The sequence below is a fragment of the Cardinium endosymbiont of Nabis limbatus genome (genome assembly GCF_965196625.1).
GTDB lineage: Bacteria > Bacteroidota > Bacteroidia > Cytophagales > Amoebophilaceae > Cardinium.
This window is the reverse complement of the sequence record NZ_OZ239769.1, coordinates 135,035-157,272: the sequence shown is the minus strand read 5'-3', so window position 1 is coordinate 157,272 and position 22,238 is coordinate 135,035. Positions and strand designations below refer to the sequence as shown.

General features: G+C 37.7%; 16 protein-coding genes. 14 read left to right on the top strand and 2 right to left on the bottom strand.

Annotation, left to right across the window (positions count from 1 at the left end):
- Positions 1 to 114 precede the first annotated feature (114 nt).
- From rplQ to ACOALF_RS00695, 3 genes are all read left to right on the top strand, one after another.
- Positions 115 to 555: a 50S ribosomal protein L17 gene (gene rplQ, locus ACOALF_RS00705; RefSeq protein ID WP_419241546.1), complete on the top strand. Its 441-nt coding sequence runs from the start codon at positions 115 to 117 to the stop codon at positions 553 to 555.
- A gap of 132 nt (positions 556 to 687) precedes the next feature.
- Positions 688 to 993, top strand: a complete 306-nt coding sequence (locus tag ACOALF_RS00700) for an FtsB family cell division protein (RefSeq protein ID WP_419241545.1) — start codon at positions 688 to 690, stop codon at positions 991 to 993.
- Between the two features lie 304 nt (positions 994 to 1,297).
- Complete coding sequence (locus tag ACOALF_RS00695) at positions 1,298 to 2,173, top strand: NAD(+)/NADH kinase (RefSeq protein WP_419241544.1); 876 nt, start codon at positions 1,298 to 1,300, stop codon at positions 2,171 to 2,173.
- A 204-nt stretch (positions 2,174 to 2,377) separates the two neighbouring features.
- On the opposite strand, the gene ACOALF_RS00690 is transcribed toward ACOALF_RS00695, so the two are convergent.
- Positions 2,378 to 2,602, bottom strand: a complete 225-nt coding sequence (locus ACOALF_RS00690; protein ID WP_419241543.1) for a transposase — start codon at positions 2,600 to 2,602, stop codon at positions 2,378 to 2,380.
- A gap of 272 nt (positions 2,603 to 2,874) precedes the next feature.
- Here ACOALF_RS00690 and ACOALF_RS00685 point away from each other — a divergent pair, with 272 nt between their 5' ends.
- Positions 2,875 to 3,915 carry a hypothetical protein gene (locus tag ACOALF_RS00685; RefSeq protein WP_419241542.1) on the top strand — a complete coding sequence of 347 codons (1,041 nt, stop codon included), beginning with the start codon at positions 2,875 to 2,877 and terminating at the stop codon, positions 3,913 to 3,915.
- 10 nt (positions 3,916 to 3,925) lie between these two features.
- On the opposite strand, the gene ACOALF_RS00680 is transcribed toward ACOALF_RS00685, so the two are convergent.
- On the bottom strand, positions 3,926 to 5,140 hold the full coding sequence (locus ACOALF_RS00680; protein ID WP_419241131.1) for an IS256 family transposase: 1,215 nt from the start codon (positions 5,138 to 5,140) through the stop codon (positions 3,926 to 3,928).
- Between the two features lie 303 nt (positions 5,141 to 5,443).
- Here ACOALF_RS00680 and ACOALF_RS00675 point away from each other — a divergent pair, with 303 nt between their 5' ends.
- From ACOALF_RS00675 to ACOALF_RS00630, 10 genes are all read left to right on the top strand, one after another.
- Positions 5,444 to 10,435, top strand: coding sequence for a hypothetical protein (locus tag ACOALF_RS00675; protein WP_419241541.1), 4,992 nt, complete (start codon positions 5,444 to 5,446; stop codon positions 10,433 to 10,435).
- Positions 10,347 to 13,595: a hypothetical protein gene (locus ACOALF_RS00670; protein ID WP_419241540.1), complete on the top strand. Its 3,249-nt coding sequence runs from the start codon at positions 10,347 to 10,349 to the stop codon at positions 13,593 to 13,595. The genes ACOALF_RS00675 and ACOALF_RS00670 overlap by 89 nt, the downstream gene beginning before the upstream one ends.
- Entirely contained in the window at positions 13,564 to 14,406 is an 843-nt protein-coding gene (locus ACOALF_RS00665) for a hypothetical protein (RefSeq protein WP_419241539.1), read from the top strand. The genes ACOALF_RS00670 and ACOALF_RS00665 overlap by 32 nt, the downstream gene beginning before the upstream one ends.
- A 256-nt stretch (positions 14,407 to 14,662) precedes the next feature.
- Positions 14,663 to 15,013, top strand: coding sequence for a hypothetical protein (locus ACOALF_RS00660; protein WP_419241538.1), 351 nt, complete (start codon positions 14,663 to 14,665; stop codon positions 15,011 to 15,013).
- 224 nt (positions 15,014 to 15,237) lie between these two features.
- On the top strand, positions 15,238 to 16,380 hold the full coding sequence (locus ACOALF_RS00655; RefSeq protein ID WP_419241537.1) for an AAA family ATPase: 1,143 nt from the start codon (positions 15,238 to 15,240) through the stop codon (positions 16,378 to 16,380).
- Between the two features lie 239 nt (positions 16,381 to 16,619).
- Positions 16,620 to 16,880 (top strand): PD-(D/E)XK nuclease domain-containing protein, encoded by a 261-nt coding sequence (locus ACOALF_RS00650; RefSeq protein ID WP_419241536.1) that lies wholly within the window; start codon positions 16,620 to 16,622, stop codon positions 16,878 to 16,880.
- 334 nt (positions 16,881 to 17,214) lie between these two features.
- Complete coding sequence (locus ACOALF_RS00645; protein WP_419241535.1) at positions 17,215 to 18,564, top strand: ankyrin repeat domain-containing protein; 1,350 nt, start codon at positions 17,215 to 17,217, stop codon at positions 18,562 to 18,564.
- Positions 18,565 to 18,833: 269 nt separating this feature from the next.
- Complete coding sequence (locus ACOALF_RS00640) at positions 18,834 to 19,193, top strand: hypothetical protein (protein WP_419241534.1); 360 nt, start codon at positions 18,834 to 18,836, stop codon at positions 19,191 to 19,193.
- A 73-nt stretch (positions 19,194 to 19,266) separates the two neighbouring features.
- Positions 19,267 to 20,481, top strand: a complete 1,215-nt coding sequence (locus tag ACOALF_RS00635) for an IS256 family transposase (RefSeq protein ID WP_419241131.1) — start codon at positions 19,267 to 19,269, stop codon at positions 20,479 to 20,481.
- Positions 20,482 to 20,554: 73 nt separating this feature from the next.
- Positions 20,555 to 22,204: a sodium:solute symporter family protein gene (locus ACOALF_RS00630; protein WP_419241533.1), complete on the top strand. Its 1,650-nt coding sequence runs from the start codon at positions 20,555 to 20,557 to the stop codon at positions 22,202 to 22,204.
- Positions 22,205 to 22,238: the final 34 nt, after the last annotated feature.

Genomic DNA, 22,238 nt, shown 5'->3' with positions numbered 1-22,238 from the left:
AAGTTAAAGTATATTGTATATTTTAGTTAAAAGGCGTATTTGTACAAATCAATGAGGCATAGAAACAAAGTTAACCGGCTGGGTAGGCCTGCAGGTCACAGAAAAGCACTGCTTATGAATTTATCTAAGTCGCTCATTATGCATAAGCGTATCATTACCACCTTGGCTAAAGGGAAGGTATTGCGTTCATTTATTGAGCCTATTCTTACGCGAGCAAAGCAGGATACTACGCATTCAAGAAGAATGGTTTTTTCTCACTTTCAGGATAAAGAACCTGTAAAAGAACTATTCAATCAGATTGCTGAAAAAATTGAACAACGTCCAGGCGGCTATACACGCATCATTAAGTTGGCCAATCGTGCGGGAGATAATGCAGCTATGTGTATGATTGAATTGGTCGACTACAACGATATCTATACAAAAGATGCCAAGGTCGTTAAGGTAACCCGTCGAAGAAGAAAGAAAAGTGCCGCTCCTGTTGTAGAAGAAGCAGCAGTAACTGAAACTGAAACGGTTGCTGATGCTCCGTCTGCTATGCCTTCTGATACAGAATAGCCCCCTTTATTTATTTTATTTTTTGTTTGGTCAAAAAGTAGCCAATCAAGCCCCTTGTAAAAAGCAACTTACAGCTAGAATAGATGCTTTTTGCAAGGGGTGTGGTTTATTTTTTAACATTTTTGGCTTCTGATGAACTATAGAAATAAAATTCAGCGCATTAAAAGCATCTTTTTAGACCCCTACTTTATTGCAACCATCTTGTTTGCGCTATGGATGCTCTTTTTTGATGATCAAAATGTATTTGAGCAATACAAATTGTACAAGCGCTGTCAAAAGTTGCAAACTGATATTACCCATTACACCCTTCAGATTCAGCAGATCAAAAAAGAAAAAAAAGCACTTGTGCATAATATTGATTTTTTAGAGCAACTTGCTCGTGAAAAATATTATATGAAGCGAGAGAAAGAAGATTTGTATATTATTATACGGGAATAGAGAAGAGGGGATAATATAGCTTCCGTCTATTAATAGACTCAGCCCTGTTGCTTTTATGCTATGCATTTATATTTAGACCTTGACCAAGCCAATATTTTATTTCTTCTGTCGAAAAATCACTATTCCAAATAAAAGTGATTATAAAATACAATATTTATAAGAAGGTGCATTATTCAAATTATTAAGGTAAATTTGGGCTTATTTGCAGCGTAGTTTTTTAACAACTTAACTCTACATTAACATTAGATTTTATTTTAGCTGTTTGTTATGTGGTATTTAAGATCCTTAACCATGCAATAGCTACATGTCGATTGCCATACATAGCAGAAAAGTTTGTCCAGTTAGCCTAGCATTTTTAGAAGAGATCATCTCTTTAGCAGAAACGTACCAAAAGCAGGTAATGGTTTCTAGTACTTTAGCAGCGTTACTCCATGTATCTACTACTTTTCTGAGCCCGCTATCCGTTTTCGATTTAGAGCAGTTACATTTACAGCTAGGTTTGGAATTGATTATAAGTTTAGGTGGAGATGGAACCTTTTTAGAAACCATTCATTATCTTAAAGATAATGCGATTCCTGTACTGGGTGTGCACACAGGTAATTTAGGATTTTTAACTAGGGCAACTCATACAGAAGCCATTGCTGGGTTAGTAGGTTTTTTTGAGGGCAACTTTATCTTAGAAGAGCGAAGCCTCTTGGCTTTATATAGCTCAGCTATTCCTATTTCTTTTGCGCTTAATGAAGTGGCGTTGCTTAAGCGTGATAGGGTTAACTTACTAACCATTGATGCCTATATAGATGAACAATTTATTACTACCTATCGAGCAGATGGGTTGATTGTTGCTACACCTACCGGTTCTACGGCTTATTCGCTGAGTTGCTCGGGCCCTATTATGTTGACCCACTCCAATAGCCTGGTCATTACTCCTATAAGTCCACATAATTTGGCCTTACGTCCATTGGTTGTGCCCGATACAGCTCTGCTACGTTTTGTAGTTAGAAGTTGTAATAAAGGGATGCTGGTTTCCACAGATGGAAGAACGTTTCCTGTAGCTATTCAACAACCGTTTGTGGTTAAAAAGGCTCCCTTTTCATTGAAGTTGGTCCAGTTTGGCCATACCACTATTTTTGATGTATTACGTGAAAAATTTTACTGGGGATTAGATGCCAGAAAACAATAACGAAGTTATACCTTACTTTCTTCTTAATAAAAAAGTAGCCGTGGGTGGGTAGCCAACGCATTAAACCACTTCCTGGTAAAAGTAAGGAATTTTTAAGTTACTTTTTGCTTGATAAAAAAGTAACCAAAAAATCAAACGCCCTTGGAAAAAGGTGCCATTTTCCTATTTTTAGGGGTAGTCTGTACCATACAGCTGAATAGATACCTATTTTAAAACGGTTACGTTACTAACGCCTAAAATACCTCCTATCGACCTAAAACTAAGACCTTCAAGATATAGCCTTAACGCCTTAAAGTGTATTTCTGTACTATAGGCATTGCCTTGACGTGCTGTCTCATTACGCTGGTACTCTTTACAATTATAATGTTGAATACCACCTGTACAACCATTTTTACGGTAATTAGAGGATCTACAATATTTACACTCCATCTTAATAAAACTATTTTGAATAAAAACGGAAGTATAAGATATCTATATAACATTAGCAATTCTTAATCTTTTTCTAAAAATGAAAGAAAATTTTTAATAGAAATCTTAATGGTATATTGTAATGACTTCATTTTGTATTGTATTTTACGCTAATTTTTTATAAAATAATAAAATTAGGTTATAAAAAAGTTTTTCAATTGAAAAATCTATTTTATTTACTAGTTTGTTTATAGATGCTATCTGCGCGCTATAGTTTACTTGAATAAAAAGTCATGGTTTATTTTCCATGTAAGCGTCTGATTGCGCGTATATTATTGTTAGGCCAGTTCTTAACAAGTTGTGGTAATCCATGTTATTTACGTATAGGTAAGATTGGTTCTTGGCACACTTCTAGTCGTGCTTTATCAGCTTCTTCTACCCTTTGTAAGGTTAACCATGCTTCTCCTAGTATTGGTGAATTTAGTGCATTATCATCAACTCAAGAAGATCCTTTATTAGAAACTGATTCAGCAGCCCATCTAGCTAGTGGTACTACACCTTCCTCAGAAATAGCACCCTTCAGTTATACTTTTATAAAATCTCCAGGTTACAGAATTGTGCTATCACCCGATGGAGATAGATATCAAGCCATGGTTTACGATAATCGTTTTCCCGGGCTAAGTCGTTCCTATGTAGCAGCTGTTAGATTTGAAAAAGGCTGTCGTCTAGAAGATTTTGTCACTAAATCTCCCTCTTATCAGTCATATCATATCCATCTCTTATCCATGAATAAGAATAGTCCTATAGTATATATAGGTTCACTCGGTTTAAAAAGTGGAGGCTGTAATTGTAATAGGCCTATCTGGCATTGTGTTTTTTGCGGTGACCCCTGTCCTGAGGATAATTGTGAGCCATGTTGTGCTCATATGTCACAACATGGGAATTGCAGATTAATAGCACAACAGCAACTCCAACAAGAGCAAAAAAATAGGAATAAGTTTCGTCGTCAACAGGAAGAGATAGCAGCGCTAACAAGCAAGCGTAAGGTTCTAGAGGAAAATCTTATGCAGGAGGAAGCCTCGTTGAAAGCCTATTCACAAAGGAAAAGAGCAGAGCGGGCTGCACGCTCCCTTGCATTTGTAGAAGAATTGGCCTCCAAAAAGCAAGCAATACATCACCAATCATTCTTAGATGAGACCAAGGTTCTATATAATAAGTTTATATCTAATTTAGAGTTAGAAGTGACTTTGAAAAAAAGTGTAGAGCAAGAAACCACCGCCCTCTCCAGCACCAGCCAATCTGTGGAAAATGAGCCTGTAAATTATTTTGTGTAAGTGCCGTTTTTTAGGAGAATCTTCCCTCAAATTCGATAGCGAATCGATTCAGAGCCGCTCTCCAATCATGTAAAGACATAGTCCACTTTTGTGATGCCTTCTGTATGGCTAAATATACTACTTTTAATGCAGATTGGTCATTAGGAAAAATTTTACGGTTATTGATAGATTTTCTAATAACGCTATTGAGTGATTCAATGGCATTGGTCGTATAAATAATTTTTCGTATTTCATCAGGATAGTCAAAAATAGTTATAATGTTGCTCCAATTTTTATGCCATGAACGACTAATAGCTGGATATTTTTTATCCCATTTTTCACTAAAAATAAGAAGTGCTTCTTCCGCTTGCTCAAGAGAAATAGCGCGATAAATAACTTTAAGATCCGATGCGACGGACTTCATGTCCTTATAGGGTACATAACGTAACGAATTACGAATAAGATGAACAATGCATAACTGAATTTTGGTTTTTGGAAATACTGTATTAATAGCATCTGGAAATCCGGTTAATCCATCAACACAAGCAATAAAAATATCCTTAATGCCACGATTATTTAACTCAGTTAATACTGAGAGCCAAAATTTTGCACCTTCGGTTTCTGCTATCCACAAACCAAGTAATTCTTTTTGCCCTTGACAATTAATGGCTAATGCCAAATAAATTGATTTGTTGATTACGCGTTTATCTTGATGACACTTGATAACGATACAATCTAAATACAATATGGGATATACTGTTTCTAATGGACGATTCTGCCAAACAGTAATCTCCTCAATAACAGATTCAGTTACTTTCGAAATTAAACTGTGTGATACCTCTGTACCATACAGCTCTTTGAATGTATCTGAAATATCTCTGGTAGTCATCCCTCTAGCATAAAGAGCCAAAATTTGTTCATCAAATTCAGTGAAGCGAGTTTGCCCTTTGCGAATGATTTGAGGATCGAACGTGCTGTTTCGGTCACGTGGCGTATTAATTTCCATTTCGCCAAAATCACCCTTTAATCGCTTAGGAGAGTAACCATTACGGCTATTTCCCGTGTTCCTGCCTTCTATAGCATGCTTTTCATAGCCAAGATGATCCTCTAATTCTGCATCCATAGCACGTTCTACCGTGATTTTTAATAGTTGCTTGCTGAGAATAGCTAAATCTTTTTCACTCTTAATAGACTTCGACAATTCATTTAGTAGATTTGGATCTATATTTATTTGTTGTTGTTCCATTGCTTATGACTCATTTATAACTAACGATTTAATCCGTTAGATTAGTTAATAATAAGCATTTACACAATTTTATTTACAAACTCACCTACTGAAGAAGCTAGCCCTTTTTCAGATGAGTGCCCAATCCCTATCATCTATCCCGCTCTTCCCCTTAGTGCCAGCTCATCCCCTCCTTCTTCTGTAAGCCACTACAAGCAGCTCCCTACTTTTTGCACAAGTAGTGACAGCGGCCTATCCAACGGCGATTGCCAAGAGGACTCAGATCAATTATCGGAGGACTCCGATTTTGGGGGTACGGATTCTATGTTTTCCTCTTCTAGCCTGGAGGACTTATCCAATTTAGACCCTACACTCCATCCTTCACCTTTAAGAAAAGCAGCTAGTCTAGATAACCTTTTTAGTGCTTACTCCGTTAAAGCGTCTCTTTTATCTACTCCATCCCCCCTTACCCGTTTGTTGACCTATTATAGCCTTCACCTAGCTCCGAGTGCATACCTGTTATTTCTTAGAGAGACAGCTAACCTTATACAAAGAGCTCCTTCTTCGGTCCAAAATGGCTTTATAGACCATCTTATCTATGGTGGTCAGCTCTATTCTGATATTATAAAAGATTATCCTAGTTCAGAGTGGCTAGTTCGTAGTCTAGTGCAAGAGCTTATTCAAGATCCATCTGGTAAGACCAATCCTATTACCCTACAGCACTTCAGCAACCATTGGACCAATCTTAGCCAGTGCTACCCAAGAGATCAACAAATAGAATTACTTAATGCACTATGGGAAGCCAAGAAAAGTGCTAACCTTACCCTTCTGCAGCTAACCCATATCCTTGAAATCGTTTCAGTTACGGGTCAAATAGGCTATGACATGGTATGTAGAGAACAACCCGATAAAGTGATCTATCTAAAACATTACTGGCTATCAGACCAGGTAAACAATCTTCCCCAATTTGCCTCCTCACCAGAGGCTTGTAGCCAGTTAACTGATGCGTTGTCCCGTACGCATCTAAGTCCATCCTTTATCCCCAACTTATTGTTATCCATAGGAGAAGAGGATGATCTCCCATCTTTACTCGGCTTTTTAGAGCTTATATCCAAGCGAAAGGTTCCGGAATTAATTGTATCTTCAATCATTTATGAGAAAGCTTCTCCCATAGCCCTATCCAAAAGTAAAGCTTATCAATGGCTTACTTCTCTTCGCTGCGAATTGTCTCTTATGCATCTATCTAAGATAGATTCCAATGCATCTGATTCCATAGCGCCTATTCTTTATAATCGGATTAAACAGGACCCAGCAATTGCAAAATCTTTAGAGGATTTTGTCTATACCTGTAATAAATCGATCGTTAAATACCCTTCTACCTTTATAGAGCTCCTAGAATTTATTTATAACTACCAGATAAAAGAAGAGATCACTGATTCCGTTTTCAAGCAATTAGCAGAAGAAGCGCCTTCCCAATGGATAGCTAAAGCTGGCCAATTGATCACCGACAAGCTATCCCAATCTGGACAACCCTATAGTGTAGAAGCGTTGATAGAGAAGATTTTTGAACCAGGCCCTGTTATGCTATATACATGCCACTCACAAGGTCATACCCTCCCATCTTCCCACTATCTAAAAAAGACAACTATAGAAAAAATATTAACCCAACAGGTAGTAGAAAATTTAAAACCAGTTATTAAGGATCAGTTAGTTTCAGTAATAAATGGCTATGAAAAAGAGTTAGCTATCTTAGAAACTAGAGCGCGTACATTAAGAGAAGATATTAAAAAAGTAGAAGAAAAGCGCTCGGATTTATCTACCTGTTTTAATATCAAAAAGCAGGCTTATAAAAACAGGTCAGCCGCATTAAAAGTAGAAGAAAAAGCGCTGAGTATAGAAATAGATAAGCTAGAAAAAGAAAACGAGGAAAATTTAAAAAAATCAGAAAAAGCGGTCAAAAAATTAGAAGAAAAATTAGGGAAGAAAGCAGAAGAGGATGCAGCTACCCCCCCACCCGTACCAACCAATCAATCAGAAGAGCCATCAAAATTAGCACAATTACAAGGCAACCTGAGTACATTATCGAAAACACGATCAAATTTAAAAACCAGCTATAAAGTAAAAAAAGAATCTTATGAAGCCTCGTCAGCAGCGTTATTAAAACAAATCAAGATCCTAGAAGTAGACCTATTAAAATTAGAACAAAATCAAAAACCAATTAGATTAAAGATACAATACTTATCGCAAGAAGATGCCACAAATTTTTCTGATTATAGCCTCTATAAAGAAGTTTTAGATAACCTTTCTAAGTTGAAACCTATCTTACGTACCTCTGACAATAAACCATTAGACCCATGTAGAAGATCAGCCTTAACCACGTGGTCAAAAGAGATAAAGCATAAGGGATCAAGCCTCTTTGGCACTCATAGTATATCAGAAATTATTACCGGAATTAACCAAGCGGCTACTCTATCTAATAGCACGCACCTGACAAAAAGCCAATATTTAGATCTATTGAGTGCGCTCTTCCCCTTCTATAAGCAGTCTAAAATCCAGCGTTCAAAAGATCCCTTGGTCATAATTTTCTTAGCGGCTATTTGTGCCTTACAAAATGGTCAGGTATCGTTGGTAACCGATTCTAAGGAATGGCCTATATCAGAATCAGCGATCTCATCTTACCTGCCTCTCTTTAAAATACTTGATCTAACTGCTACAAAAAGAGATAGCATGGATCCTTCATCCAGTTGTAAAAGCAATATAGTGTATGGAAAACGTAGTGATTTTTTAGCTATTCCTCGTATCATGGACTACAACATATTGCAACAAAAACAACAGAGCATAGATAATTGTTACCATTCCCCTTCCTGCCTTCTACAATCAGCTGATACAGTATCTTTTTACGGCTTTAAGTATGATCCTATTTCAAAATGGAACAAAAAAGCAGTTGGCCAGTGGGCAGGCTATGTACAGCATCATCTACCCAAGCTTGCCAGCCAAGAGACTTTATTGATGGAATTGATTGCGGTAACGGAGCATGCTGCAACCTTGATACAAGGAGCACCTCTTACACCGGATCAATGCTATGGATTGCTTACCCTACTTTACCCTAGCCTAGATAGGGGCCAACTCCTACAAAAGGCTCAAAAAGACCATCTAGTTGCTGCTATGTTTACAGCGATTCGCTCCCTTCAAGCGCAGCAATCTCATGTCACACTTTCCCAAAGATTAGCAGACGTTAGAGAACACCAACCACTCTTTGATCTGCTTAATCTAACCATATCATCTAAAAAATCTGCTGCCGCTTCGGAACGCGTTTCTGTTATGTCACCAACTACACCCCTTGGCGCTTCCACCCTTTCTACCCTTCTTCGTCTTGCTGCTTCGGCCCCTGTCACATGGCATCAGGTAGAAGCACACTACAACCGAATAGGCTCGATGCAAAAAGAAGAAAAAGAGTTAAAAACGCTAAAAGATGCTACTAATCAAAATGTAGATTTATCTGATATAAATGCATTAAAACCAATTTCAGCTTCCAATTACGAAGTTTTGATACAGGATAAAAATAAAATTATCGACTCTATTCAGGAGCCAACTGACCCTCCTCATGTAGCAGTCGAAGAGCCATCCACCCCTTCAGCTGCCTATGAACAGTTAAAAAAACAGTATGATTCTATTGAAGCATCTTACCAATCTCCCTCTCGGATGTTGCAAAGTTCCGCTCTACTCTTTAAAGAAAAGCCTATTTCACAATGGAACAAAGGAGAAATAAAAGAGTGGGCCACCTATGTTCAATCCAACTACCAGCCAGGCCTAGAAATAGAACTTATAGCAGGGGTACAGCATGCCGTGAAGCTACACTATCCCTTTAGCCCTAGGCCTACGCAACTTTTAGCCTTATTAATGCTTTTACATCCTGCTTATGATAAAGGTCGTTTGGCTCAAATCAATACAGGTGAGGGAAAATCTTTGATTGTGGCCATGTTGGCAGCTATTCATGGCTTACAAGGCAAACAAGTAGATGTAATCACTACCTCTACTGAGCTTTCTATACCAGAAGTAAAAGAAAAAAGTACCTTTTTTCAACTACTCAACTTAAGCGTATCAGAAAACAGCCCATCGAGCAACAAAGTAGCTGTCTATAACAGTCAAATTGTATATGGAACGGCTAGTGATTTTCAGGCAGATATTTTAAGACAAGAATTTTTAGGAGAAAATACTAGAGGCAACCGTGGCTATGATATAGTGTTGGTAGATGAAGTAGACAGTCTTCTGTTTGATAACCGTTCCCATAGCGTACGCCTTGGCTTGAGCCATCCAGGTATGGATCACCTAAAGCTACCCTTAGGTACCATCTGGCACCATATGCAATGGATTAAAGACCATATGTTCGAGTATAAGGGGACAGTCTATTTTACTGCAAAAGACTCCATAAGTCCAGATACCGATATCACCACTGATAAAAGTATCATACCTATAAAAGAAGACAAAAGAGCCTTTATCACTAGAATGACTAAAGTATACCTAGAGAAACTTCTTAGAAATTTAGACTCTACCGAAGCCCAAGAATACAAAGAACATTTCGAGAAGCGATCTGAGATTGCTCAAGCGGAGCAAAAAATAAAATCTATTAAAGATGAAGGCGGTACTGCTCAAGAGGATATACAACGCCGAGATAAACTTGCTGAAGAACTGCATAACCTACCATGGAGTCAACGTGCACCGATTCTAGATATTCCAGATCATCTGCGCCAGTTTTCCCGAATCCAGCTCCCTAGTTGGATTAAAAATTGCCTAAGTGCGCTATTCGATTACGAAATAAAGAAACATTATATTGTCTCAGGAGACAACAGGATTGTCCCAGTTCAATACAATGAAACAGGGATATTACAGCACAACCTAGTTTGGAGCAATGGCTTATGCCAATTCTTACAGATGAAAGAAAGGCTATCGGTAGACCCCGAAAGCATATCCACGAATTATTTTTCAAATATAGGTTTTTTCAAACGCTATGGGAACTCGATCTATGGTCTAACCGGTACACTAGGCGAATCGGCTACCCGCTCTTTTCTAGAAGAACTTTACGGTGTAGACTTTGTAGTAATTCCGCCCTATCAACGCACTAAGATTCAAGACAACAGCCATACGCCTTACCTATGCAAAGAGCTTAGACCGATATTAGTAGAGGAGAAAGATTGGTTTCCAGCTATTCTATACCACTTACTGCACCATGCTAAACAAGGCCGAGCGGTATTGGCCATCTGTCAATGTATACGGGCATGCAGAATACCTAGAGACGCAACTCAAAGCCCATTATGACCCTAATAAGGTCTTTTCTTATACAGGTGTTACGCCTTTAAAAGATGATAAGGTGAATAGTGGAGAAATTATACTTGCCACCAATATAGCAGGCCGTGGGACTGATTTAAAAACTTCTCAGGAAGTAGAAGATAAGGGTGGTATGTATGTAGCCATCACTTTTTTACCAGAAACTAACCGTGTAGAACTACAAAATGTAGGCAGAACTGCTCGTTCAGGCAAAAAAGGAATGGCTCAGCTTATACTAAGTAACCCTGATGGCAGCAGCTTAGAAGACCTAAAAGCAGCAAGGCAGGCCAAAGAGATAAAGGCTACCCAGCATGCCCTTGAAGGTGCAAAAAAAACATTGGCACAAGACGCACTACTCGAGCATGCTTGTACTCTAATCAATAAGTATCTACCCAGTGCTGCCGATTGTCAGAGTATAGATCAAGCAGCAACAATCTTACCAGCATGGGATCAAATGCTAAAGACAAGGTTTACCGATAGTATCATAGATGAGCAATTTCAAAAATCGATTGCGCAGTCTAAGAAAGAGTGGCATAACTTATTTTCAGGTGATGAGATACCCTATAGCAACCAACTCGATGCAGATCTCTCCTCAAAAAAAGATGCATTTAGGTCAACCTATAGAAACAAACTACTGGAAGATTTTCAATCGGCCCATCCGATGCTACCCAGTTCCCTATTGTCCTGCTTGCAGAGCGGTGCGCCCTTTAAGCCAAATCGATCCGCTTTAGCTGAAAAATATGATTGGGGTAGCTTTGAGAGAAAAGCAGTAGAAGAACGTTGGGGTATTTGGTTGAAGGCGCAACATGTTGGAGAAGAAGACTATTCCTCTCAAGATACGCTTCCGATATTCCAAAGATTTGATGACGAGTTTGCCATTCAATTTTCCAAGGATGCCCATGCAAACCAGTTGATTAAGAATCCCTATTTTTACACCCTTAAAGGGAATAAGTTACGCTCTAAGGGTATAGAAAAAGATGCCGATATATGCTATGATCGAGCCATTCAATTAGACCTCATCTTTAGTCTACATAGCCGTTACAATAAGGCGCGTGCGCTGCTATCTTGTAAAGAAAATAAAGGAGATAATCAAAGGGAGGCTTACCAAGCATTAGAAACAGCAAAAAACCTTATCTACACCCTCTATCGTCCTAATCTTATGGCTTTCCATGGGCTTGTAGGCCATGGAAAAGCAAACACCGATACCGTAATAGCTATACAAAATGATTTAGACATTGTTTCCCAACAAGAAAAATACATCCAGCAGGCGCTTGAAGTGTTACGTGACTCAGGTGCAACTAGGAATAAGAGACTAGATAATGTTGCACTAACCAATCAATCTTTGAGTTCCACTTTTAAGGATTCTAATGCTGCTATTGCACATGGTAAAGCCATTCGTGAAGTAGGTTTAAAAGGGTTATCTGACCTATTTACCATAAAAAAAGTACCTCCTTACCCTTTGTTTAGCATCATCTCTATGGCCTTGATTAGCCTGAGTCAGATCGCAGTAGGGTGTTTGCTTACTGCTTATGGAGGCGTTCAATTGGGTATGTCATTGATAAAAAATGGGATAAATGATGTGGTCACTACGATCAAATCCGCTTTTAAAGGCAGTTTCGATTGGGGGGCATGGGCGCTCCAAAAAGGAATAGAGATCGTGATAGCTGTTGCGTCTTATGGAATTAATGTAGCAAAAGAGGCCATAAAAGGTGCTAAAACTACAGCAGAATCGGTGAAAGAAGGCATGCTAAGTGCGAAACAGGCTGCAAAGGATATACTTAGTGGTAAGAGCCTTAAGGATATAACCATTAAAACAGCAATAGGTAAAAAAGCTCCCAAGCAAGTTATTAAAGATACGTTAACTACCCAATTGAAGCAGCGTGCTATGGGAGAACTAATAGAAAAAACGTCTGAATGTCTTGCTGATGAATTATGGGTAAAACAACAAGCTAAAAAAATAAGACGTGTAGTAAGGCAAGAGTTAACTAAGGCATTTACAACCAATGAGCTCATCACTAATGCTCTAAAATTAGATAGGGATCAGCAAAATAGCGCCTGGCAACAATGTTTCTTAGGAGAAGCCCAGAAGATATTAGATCATATGCTGAAGTCGGATCCTGCCAATGAGGTGTTTAAACAAATCGGAAAGGGAACCATGTATAATACGGTCTATTCCGAAGACCTTAAAGTAGGCGCCAAAGAGGTTGTAGTAGGCGTAGGTGTGCTTAACGTATTGCGGAAATCTTGCAGTGATAAAAGCGATACAATCGCCCCCCTGACCAATACGTTTATTGAAGCATTTAATAAACGTATTGACACTTATAAAAACCAAATAGAGCAATCAAAACAAACAAACCAAGAAATACAAGCACCTATTACCAGCAGCAACCAAACCATGACTATGGCTGCTCCACCTCCTATAGACAATGAAGGAGAGGTCATTATAGCGGAAGTAAAGGATCTCACCGATTTCAGACCACCAGATAGGTCTACCAAGCAAATAAGGGGAAATTTCTCCAATCTAGGACCTTCTACCCCTGAAAATTTAGTTAGTGAGCTTGAGGAATACCTATGTGGAGATGCTATTCAAAAAATCAATGACGAAATCATCTCTGGAGTTAGTTATGGAGCAAACTGGGTAAATGAACAACTTTTTAAAAAGGTAAATGAAGAAAATCAAGCTTTTTTGAATGAGCTAGAAAAAAAAGGAGTGGAAAGATATAAAAACATTAAAAAACAAGAAAAAGACCAAAAAATAACAGAAGCAAAAGCAAACCTAGCAGCAGAACAACAAAAACTAGAAGAAAATAAACAGAAGCCTCAAGATATAAACAGTGATGAAAAGCACAATAAACACCCAGAGAAACAAGAAGGCTCTTCCCCTGACCAGCCCAAACCTCCAAAAAAAGCTCAGTCGAACCAAAAAGTCAATAAAGAACTTAAAAAACCAATCCAACAACTTGAAAAAGGTGAGCCATTGACTATAGAGCATGTTTTAGCCATGGCAACAACCTTGAAGCTATCCGTCCATATTTATAATGAGGCTGGAGCGCTCATATGTAAAACATCAGATCATCCATCAAGTGACCCTATTCTATTACATCTTATACGTGGTAAAAATGGAGAAAAAGACCATATTGAACCCCCTTAATCTTACACCAGAACAAATAAAACAATATGAACAACTAGATCATACAAAAAACGATTGTGCGCTCAATGCGCTCTTTGTGCATCTTCCCAAGGCAACACAAGAGCAATTGGGAGATACAAAAGGAATGCGGAAAGCTTGTGCAGATCGTATGAACGAGCAGCCTAAGCTCTATAATGACTTGTTTAAGTATCAAGAAAAACTCAGGCAGTTAGACCCTACTGAAGTGCCTAGAGTGGGATGGGTAAGTGAATGGTTTAATAAGGAATATCGCAGCATACGTCAAGAAATAGCTTTACTGGAAGTAAATAATCATTTAACTCCTGAACAAAATAAAAAATTAGACACTTTAAAGGCAAGGAAAAAAGCATTAGAAGAAGAAGGCAATAAACAAGATGATACATTCGTTAGAGCTTTTATCCGATTTGGTACAGGTACAGGGGTATGCTTATCCTCAATGCCATTAGTGGGCCTTGTTGGCGCAACAGCAGCAGGAATAGGAGCATCGAGTCTACTCCATGGAAATGAGTTTGAGACAGTTAAACAAGCATTATTACTTGGAGCAGCGGGGAAGGTTGTGGGGAAACTGAGAAAAATAGCTATAATTAATCAAACAGAAGGGAAACTAGTAGGGTGGATAAGCAATCTAAATAAGCAGGGGGGAGTAAATAATCAATTGAAAACGGGGGTAGAAAAACTTAAGGGTAAAAGTTTTATCAACGGTGCTCAACGTGCAGCGGAATATGGAAAATCTTGGAATAATGCTAGCATAAAAAATGCGATAGAAAAATTTCGCCTGGAGCTCAGGGTGTAAAAAATGCAAAGGGAAAAATTATTTATCGTAACACTGAAACAGGCATTCAAGTTGTTTATGATAGACTTGGTAAATACTTTAGAATAGAAAATACAAACTTAAGAGGTAAAAATAGATACCTCGATTTAGATGGTGTGATTCCTAATAATAAAATTATAAATGGTAAAATTTCTGGAAGAAGCCCAACTGAATACAAAGAAGCAACCCATTTCAAAAATGTTGATTAATCTGATTAGAATAGCATTTGTTAAATAACATGCAAAGATATCGTTGGATTTCTGTTCCCAAAACTCAAGAGGCAGTATATGCTTTTTATGAAGACAACTCTGAGGACCAGTTTATTGAGATCCGCTTGAATACAGAAAAGGAGTTTGATCTGTTATATGAAAGTGGCATATTTCTGTTAATAAACAAAATTGCTTCTTGTATGATAGATGATTATGAAGAAGAAGAGATTACCGATCCTGTGAAAATTAAATTCGTCATTAAGGCTTTGATAAATGAAGAAAAGAACTGCAGTCAAGAGGTTCTACCACTTGTGGTATCTATTAGAAAATTATTTAAAGAGGCTTTACATAGGGGCACGGGCGTTTACTTCTTTTTTTAGATGTAGTATTGATATGTAATCTTACATGCAGTAAAAATTAGAATTTAAACTGTCAGTTATGTTTTTAACATCCAGTATTAAGGCTTTTGTGATAGATCCATAGTATAAATTTTGTTATAATTTTATTGTTATTTAGGTTCATGTTAGTCTATTTTGGGTAACCAAACTATTCTCTAGATACCTTTTAAAAAAGGAAAGAAAAAGAAATTCAAGAAGATAAAATTATGCGTAAGATAGATGCACTGCCTATTGGATACTCAGATGTTAAATCAGTGATTGAAACAGGCTACTACGTAGATAAAACAAGATATGCACAAGAGTTAATAGAAAAAAGAAATCCTATTTTCGTAGCTAGGCCTAGAAGGTTTGGAAAATCTCTATTTATTAATACACTGGCTACCATATGTAATGGAGAACAGGAGGTGTTTAAAGATTGCTATATAGGAAAACCAGAAAATGGATATGAATGGAAGAAATATTCGGTGATTAACCTAAACTTTTCTAGCCTTAACAACAATCCTAATAAACTAGAGGGCAGCTTAAAAAATGAGTTGAGTAGGATAGCTGATGCATATAAGGTAGGCATTCAAGGTCGAGACATACAGGATGGACTAAAGGATTTAGTTAGCGTACTCTCAAATTTAGGAAATGGTTATGAACCTAGGCCAGTAGTTTTGATAGACGAGTACGATTCGCCCATTATTAATCTAACAAAAGGTTCTGACCTAGAAAAATCCAATATCAAAGTGATGAAAGATTTCTTTATGACTTTGAAGTCACTAAATGACTACCTTCAACTCACCTTTATCACTGGCGTAAGCAAATTCAGTTTATCCGATGTTTTTTCAGGGGCCAATCATTTGAAAGACATTACTATTGATGCATCTGCTGATGCCATGTTTGGTTATACGCAACAAGAAATCATAACTATATTCTCAAAAAACTTAGAAAACATTGCTAAAAAATGGGGTAAAAAAGCAAATAAAAAAATAACTAAGTCAGAAGTAATGGGACGTATTACAACTTATTACAATGGTTATAAATTCCATAAAGATGGGATAAGTGTATATAATCCTTGGTCGACCCTAAGATTTTTAGACTCTGGTGAACTAGAAAATTACTGGTATGAGTCAGGTAGTCCAAGCTTACTGATTAATCAAATGTTATCAGATTCTGATAGATTTGATTTTAACATGGATAATCTCCAAATAGAAGCTACCAGAGATGACCTAATGTATACAGAAAGCAGAAATGAGATTAGTTTAAAATCTTTAATGTTTCAAACCGGATATCTAACCATTGACCATTATGATGAATCTACTGGTCTATACACTTTAAAGTTTCCTAGTTTCCTAATAAAGAAATAGAAGCCTCTTTTCAGAAAAGTATACAATCGAGTTTAGAAAAGAGCGTAAAAGATTACTTTATACAAGAACGAGATAAAATTAGAAATGCACTGTCCAATAAAAAAATTAGCTCATTTATAGATAGTATCAATACGGCCTTTTCTACACTTCCTTACTATATCGACACAAAACAGGAAAAACAATACCATAGTAACTTACATATGCTACTGCAAGGGTTAGGATTTCTAGGAGGTAGGAAAATGCAAATGTATAGTGAATCTCCCTCCAGTCAAGGCAGATCAGATATTGTTTTAGAATTAGAAACAGCTATATGTATTATAGAAATAAAATATAAATCCACCGGAAAGATAGCCTTACAACAAATCAAAGAAAACGGGTATTATCGACCTTACTTACTCAGACAAAAAGCCATTATACTACTAGGCATTAACTTCAATGAGGAAACCAGGATGATAGATAGTTGGGATTATGAGGTGCATGAAGCACATTTAGAGGAGTAGCCGTTTCCTCCCCCTCCCTTTTTTTGATTATTGCATAAATTAAATTATATTTATTTGTGTTTGAGTGAGATGCGCTGTATGCATTACAGAGTTCTCTTGACTTCTATTGCTAAGTCAATTTACGGCTCAAAACAATAGGATCTTCATAACCCAAGTTCAAACAAGTTCAATTTAAGTTCAAAAATAATACTATTCCCAAGCAGCTACGCTCTATTCGGTAGCGTTGTTCGGCTGGGTCCTTTGCCCAATCGGAATGGGTTTTGGTTGGCCAATATGGAACGGATCTGTTGGTAGCGAAGCAGGGGTAGTATCATATTCACTAAAAAACAAAACCATGGATAAAGATTTAAAACCAATCAACCAGGCTAAGCCCTGCAGTTGTTCGTCAAAAAAGGTTGCAGTGTGGTCATTTTTAGCTGCTGTCCACACTGCCTCTTGTGCAAATGGTAGGAAGCAAGGGTTTAAAAACGAGCCTGTTGTATATTACGATTTATCAGATGAATTTAAAGCATCAGATCAATTTCAAGAGTTGCGGGCTAAGACAGGTGATACACTTTCGAATATCTCACCTGACTTAAATGGGCAAAATGCTTTTTTACAGGCTGTAAAAGATGTGATTCTAGAAAGAGTTCAACGTTTCGCGAAGTACCCATACATTACGCCTAACGTAGTGGTCAAGGGTTTAATCTTGGCACTGAAACATGAGGATATGCTATCATTTAGGTATAGGCATGAAAAGATAGTTAATTTTTTATTAAGACAACCTAATCTTTCTTCAGAGGATCTATGTGCGGCAGATGAAAATGGAATGACCCTGTTACATCTAGCCATTAAACGTTGTGATATCAATGCCGTGAAATACTTAGTAGAGCATCTTCCTTTAGAGGGGTTGCTTGTGCAAGATAATAAGAAAAGGACACCTCTGCATATGGTTGCTCGTTACAAGGGTAAAAAAATGTTTGATACACTATTTGATCGAATAATAAAAGAGTTGGGTCCAGAGCAGGCAGTTGAGGAGGCATTAAAAGTAATTTCGAGCGCTTTTTTGTCTCAACACATGAACGTTTCAGCTATGTTCAATAATAGTAAGATCCAACTACCAACCTTTTATATAAAAGCAGCTCAAATGTTTAGGTATATTTTAGACAAGCTATCGGTTCGCCTAAAGGTTTATCAACTTGTTGCTATTATACGAGAAATTGACAGCATACGAGCTGGTCGCATGGTCAGTAAACAATATGCTTGTAAACTACGTGATATAGTAAGGGACTATGTTAATGCTTACTATAGTAGTGATGGAGCGAAAGTTATGGCCTATTTAGCCTATACAAAACATCTTTACTATATGCATGAGAAATATGGTAGCGACTCAAAAGAGTTGGTGGAATATATGCAAGAGCATAGAAAATATTTCGCTTATATCGACCATAAATATGGTAGCAACATAGACCAGATTAATCAGGGAATAGCCGATGAATATGCAAGGTGTCATTATACTGGGCGGTCAAGTTGCCTTGAAACAGACAGTGCGTACGGATCCCAGGCGGGAAGTCTCTCTCCAAACGAGCGTTGTATTGGGGATGAAAACTATCAAAATAATGTTTCTATATCGAGCAAGGAATCTGATGGTATACCAGACGAAGGGTATGGATCCAATGAAGAAATTTCCTTTTTGTCGGATTAATCTAATGGTGTTCCCATAAAAAGGTCGGGTAGATCTGGCATCCCCCAGCTCCTTCTAAGAAGTGGTAATGAGTAAGCACAAGCTTTCCGTAGCTTTTTAGAAGGGGCTTGATTTTTGATCCAGCAAAAAAGTTAAGCTATCAATTTCTTCTTTTTTGATTTATAGAAAAAAATATTATTATAGCAATAGGACTTAGTGCGTAATCTTATAACTATTCTTTTCTTTATATTCATTTAATTGGTTGTTTTATGGTATCCTTGAATATCCCTATGCTAATCATAGGGGCTTTTTTGTTGTTAACCTTAGTGGTAGGCATCTATTTTAGTAGAAAAAAGACCACTTTTCGGGAACATGCTGTCGGGAATAAGCAATTTGCTACGGCTACTTTGGTGGCTACCGTTTTAGCTACTGCGTATAGTGGAGGTGGCTTAATACGTACGGTAGAGTGTGTCTATAACCTTGGTCTCTGGTGGATTGCGATTACCTTGTTAACATGCTTTGATGCCTATCTTATTGGCAAATTAGCCTTACGGATGGGTCCATTTATGAAGCATCTCTCTATGGCAGAGACGATAGGCTCCATTTATGGTAGGTATCCAAGGATTACGGCTGCTTTCGTGAGTTTGTAAATAAAATTGTGTAAATGCTTATTATTAACTAATCTAACGGATTAAATCGTTAGTTATAAATGAGTCATAAGCAATGGAACAACAACAAATAAATATAGATCCAAATCTACTAAATGAATTGTCGAAGTCTATTAAGAGTGAAAAAGATTTAGCTATTCTCAGCAAGCAACTATTAAAAATCACGGTAGAACGTGCTATGGATGCAGAATTAGAGGATCATCTTGGCTATGAAAAGCATGCTATAGAAGGCAGGAACACGGGAAATAGCCGTAATGGTTACTCTCCTAAGCGATTAAAGGGTGATTTTGGCGAAATGGAAATTAATACGCCACGTGACCGAAACAGCACGTTCGATCCTCAAATCATTCGCAAAGGGCAAACTCGCTTCACTGAATTTGATGAACAAATTTTGGCTCTTTATGCTAGAGGGATGACTACCAGAGATATTTCAGATACATTCAAAGAGCTGTATGGTACAGAGGTATCACACAGTTTAATTTCGAAAGTAACTGAATCTGTTATTGAGGAGATTACTGTTTGGCAGAATCGTCCATTAGAAACAGTATATCCCATATTGTATTTAGATTGTATCGTTATCAAGTGTCATCAAGATAAACGCGTAATCAACAAATCAATTTATTTGGCATTAGCCATTAATTGTCAAGGGCAAAAAGAATTACTTGGTTTGTGGATAGCAGAAACCGAAGGTGCAAAATTTTGGCTCTCAGTATTAACTGAGTTAAATAATCGTGGCATTAAGGATATTTTTATTGCTTGTGTTGATGGATTAACCGGATTTCCAGATGCTATTAATACAGTATTTCCAAAAACCAAAATTCAGTTATGCATTGTTCATCTTATTCGTAATTCGTTACGTTATGTACCCTATAAGGACATGAAGTCCGTCGCATCGGATCTTAAAGTTATTTATCGCGCTATTTCTCTTGAGCAAGCGGAAGAAGCACTTCTTATTTTTAGTGAAAAATGGGATAAAAAATATCCAGCTATTAGTCGTTCATGGCATAAAAATTGGAGCAACATTATAACTATTTTTGACTATCCTGATGAAATACGAAAAATTATTTATACGACCAATGCCATTGAATCACTCAATAGCGTTATTAGAAAATCTATCAATAACCGTAAAATTTTTCCTAATGACCAATCTGCATTAAAAGTAGTATATTTAGCCATACAGAAGGCATCACAAAAGTGGACTATGTCTTTACATGATTGGAGAGCGGCTCTGAATCGATTCGCTATCGAATTTGAGGGAAGATTCTCCTAAAAAACGGCACTTACACAAAATAATTTACAGGCTCGCTTTCGTTAGTGTTTGTGGTTCTGTTATTGCAGTTACGATGCAGATCACGGCAATGTCCAAAGCGATTACCATGTGTATAGATACAGTGGACCCTAAGCTAGCTGCTATTATTTCTACCTTAGTGCTTGTTTTTTATTCTACTTTTGGCGGTGTTCGTGCCGTTACCTTCGCCGATGTATTGCAGTTTATAACCTTTACGGTTATTATTCCGCTATTGGCTTGGTTTATGTTTCTTAAAACAGGTAAGTCAACTGTGGAAATTATCTCGTTTGTACAGGAGCATACTAGATTTCAATGTAGCAGCTTGTTTCATTGTAATAAGAAACTCATCAGTATGCTCTTCTTGATTTTATCTTTTCTGATCGGTCGTATGTATCCATCTATCATACAACGGGTCTATATGGCTTCTGGCCCACTCCAAGCTCGAAAAGTTTTTACCTATGTAACGATTTGTAGTGCCATTATATGGGGCTTTATACTTTTAGTTGGCGTATTCGCTTTTGTAGGCGCGCCGGACTTAGTAGGCGCAGGCATTTGGATCTATATAGTGAATAGCATTCCCCCGCTCTTTAAAGCTTTTCTTGCGATTAGTTTATTGGCTATGGCTATGTCTACAGCCGATTCTAATTTAAATACTTCTGCTGTTATGTCGATCCATGATATCCTAGAGCATATACGAGGGTCCAAAGGTATTGCTCAGGTGAATCAACTTCGATTGGCTAAATGGGCTACATTGGTGATCGGCTTATCCTCTATGGTATTGGCTTTGTACTGTAGTGATTTACTTATCCTTATGTATTGGGCGCTGAATTGCTATGTACCTATCGTGATTGCACCCTTTATCTTGGCTATTTTTGGATTCCGGGGCAGTTCCCGTACTGCTTTAATCGGTATGGCTGTAGGTGCGCTGGCCATTCTAGCTTGGAACAAATGGGTAGAACCTTCTACAGGCATAGATGGCTCCTTTCTTGCTATGATGGCCAATGCCTTGGCCATGATGGCCGCCCACTATCTCTTTAAACAACCAGAAGGTCTGGGTTGGGAGAAACCCGATAATGAGTTTCAACAAATGCAGCAAGCAGATGCGCGGCAGAAATCAGAACAAAAAGAAACGATTAAAAATGGTTGGGCCAATAAAAAATGCACCTTGGCTAAGCTGGTGCCCAGCCATGCTACCATCGTATCTATGGGGTTTTATCTTTCCATTACCAGTTTGTTGGCCTATTTTATAGCGCCTCATGATGCCCATCATGACTGTTGGCTTATACTGCAACTCTTTGGGTCGGCTTGTTGTTTAGGTTATCCATTTCTTTGTGATCTTTCCAAAAAGATCCGATCCATTTCAAGTTGGCTGGTGGGCTTGTGTTGGCTGGTGGGTGTTGCGCTTTATCTTCCTTTAAACCTGTTGCAACATTGGTCGAATCTGGCAGATCCGATCTTTAGCCTATCGCTATATTTGACCCATTGTGCGCTAATCTTATGGCTGTTGCCACTCTATATGGGTGTAATGGTTGTAGCCACTACATCGTTAGTAGTTGTCTATCCTATTGTTATTGGATGGTCTTTTACACTATTATCTTCTCTATTTCCGCTATTTGTCGCGAGTCTATTGCTGTTTACCATTATTATTTGCTCTAAACTCAAGATCAACCGTTGTATCAGCCAAATGGGTTACCTAAAAGATTAAGAAAAGATTAGAAGCGCACGCGAACTAAAAGGAT